Source organism: Geomonas diazotrophica (genome assembly GCF_018919385.1).
In the GTDB taxonomy this organism is placed as follows: domain Bacteria; phylum Desulfobacterota; class Desulfuromonadia; order Geobacterales; family Geobacteraceae; genus Geomonas; species Geomonas diazotrophica.
The window spans coordinates 1-1,905 of record NZ_JAHLMF010000037.1; the positions used below are offsets into that span (position 1 = coordinate 1).

A 1,905-nucleotide genomic window follows, 5' to 3' on the forward strand; every position below is an offset into this window, starting at 1 on the left:
TTGTGTACGCCCGGCATGGGCGTGAACTTATGGGGTGTAAGTCCCCTGTACGTAGAATCCAACACCGTCGCGAGACGGCGTCAACGAAGTACTAGCCGACGGCAAGGGCGTCTCCGCGAGGAGGGGTCTGAAGGAAGCCCGAGCGCAAAGCTATGAGCCGACGAACAGAAACAGCATACAAGGCCGTCATCCGGGCAAGTCAGCACAACATGACGAAGTCCCACGGATTCAGGAGAAACGGTAAATGCTGCGGTTGTGTAGCGACAGTTCACGTTCTTATCCGGGGAGACCTGTCTCACAAGCCATCGCTTTCAGATGGCGCGACCTCTGGTAACAGTTGCCGTGATGAGGCAGGAGTCAGCAGAAGCCATAGTAGGCGCAGGACGTTGCCGTCAGCGATCCGGCAACTGGAAACAAGCCCGGGAGAGTCCGGGACGACTTACCCCGCCGAAGGGCCAAACGATGAAGAGGAGGTAAAGCCCCAATGAGCTTGCACGACACGATGAACCCGAACGGGGGAGTGCCGGTGGAGCGCGTCATTGACCAGCCAACTCCGGAGCAACACCTACTGGAGCGGATACTTGCCACAGAGAACATGGAACTGGCGTGGAAACGGGTGCGTGCCAACAAGGGCGCTCCCGGTGTCGACGGTATCACTGTCGACGACTTCCCCAACCGCTTCCGGCCGCTCTGGGCCGATATCCGTGCATCGCTTGCAACAGGTACGTACCAACCGAAGCCTGTCCTTCGCGTGGAGATTCCGAAACCCACGGGCGGATTCCGCCCGCTCGGCATCCCCACCGTGCTCGACCGGCTGATCCAGCAGTCCATTGCCCAGGTGCTCACGCCGATCTTCGATCCGGACTTCTCGGAATGGAGCTTCGGTTTCCGCCCCGGCCGTTCGGCGCATGATGCGGTTCGGCAGGTGCGGGAGTATCTGCGACAGGGCTTCCGTATTGCCGTGGATATCGACCTTGCCAAGTTCTTCGACACGGTCAACCACGACCTCCTCATGACATTCGTGGGGAGGAAGGTCCGCGACAAACGCGTCCTTGCCCTGATCGGTAGATACCTCAGAGCCGGGGTGGAGGTTGACGGGAGACTGGAAAAGACCGGCATGGGGGTTCCCCAAGGCGGCCCGCTTTCCCCGCTACTCGCCAATATCCTCCTCGATCAACTGGACAAGGAGCTTGAGAACCGTGGACACAAGTTCGTCCGGTATGCCGACGACTTCATCATTCTGGTGAAGAGCGAGCGGGCCGGCGAGCGGGTCATGACAAGCGTGAGGAGGCATCTCATGCACAAACTCAAGCTCACGGTCAACGAAGACAAGAGCCAGGTCGCCAGAAGCGACCAGATCAGCTTCCTTGGCTTCGTGTTCAAGGGAACCAAGATCCTCTGGTCGGACAAGGCGTACAAGGAGTTCCGACGCCGAGTCAAGAAGTACACCGGAAGAAGCTGGTTTGTTTCCATGGAGTACCGACTGAACAAGCTGTCCACCTACGTCCGCGGATGGATGGGATACTTCGGGATTTCCGAAGCCTACCATGATATCCCGGAGATCGACGGCTGGATCAGGCGCCGGGTGCGTCTTTGCTACTGGAAACAGTGGCGTTGGTGCCGCACCAAGATTCGGAACCTGCTCAAGCTGGGAGTCCAACTCGGTACTTCCATCCGGGCGGGTCTGAATCGCGGCGGTCCGTGGGCCATGTCCCGCAGGCTAGCCGCCCAGCACGGTATGACCAACCAGTGGCTGAAGGATCAAGGTCTCGTATCTGTCAAAGAACTGTGGGTGAAGGTCCATTACCCGGCTACGGCCCGGTAACTTCAACGAACCGCCCGGTGCGGACCCGCATGCCGGGTGGTGTGGGGGCCGGGGGGCTGAAACCCCCGGCTACCCGATTG

1 protein-coding gene is annotated in these 1,905 nt (G+C 59.7%); it reads left to right on the forward strand.

The window, feature by feature from the left end; all coding sequences use genetic code 11:
• Positions 1–484: 484 nt before the first annotated feature.
• On the forward strand, positions 485–1,825 hold the full coding sequence (ltrA, locus tag KOM00_RS20415; RefSeq protein ID WP_216500861.1) for a group II intron reverse transcriptase/maturase: 1,341 nt from the start codon (positions 485–487) through the stop codon (positions 1,823–1,825).
• Positions 1,826–1,905 lie beyond the last annotated feature (80 nt).

Coding starts and splice junctions, on each gene's coding strand:
- ltrA (WP_216500861.1), top strand. CDS start 485: ATGAGCTTGCACGACACGATGAACCCGAACGGGGGAGTGCCGGTGGAG.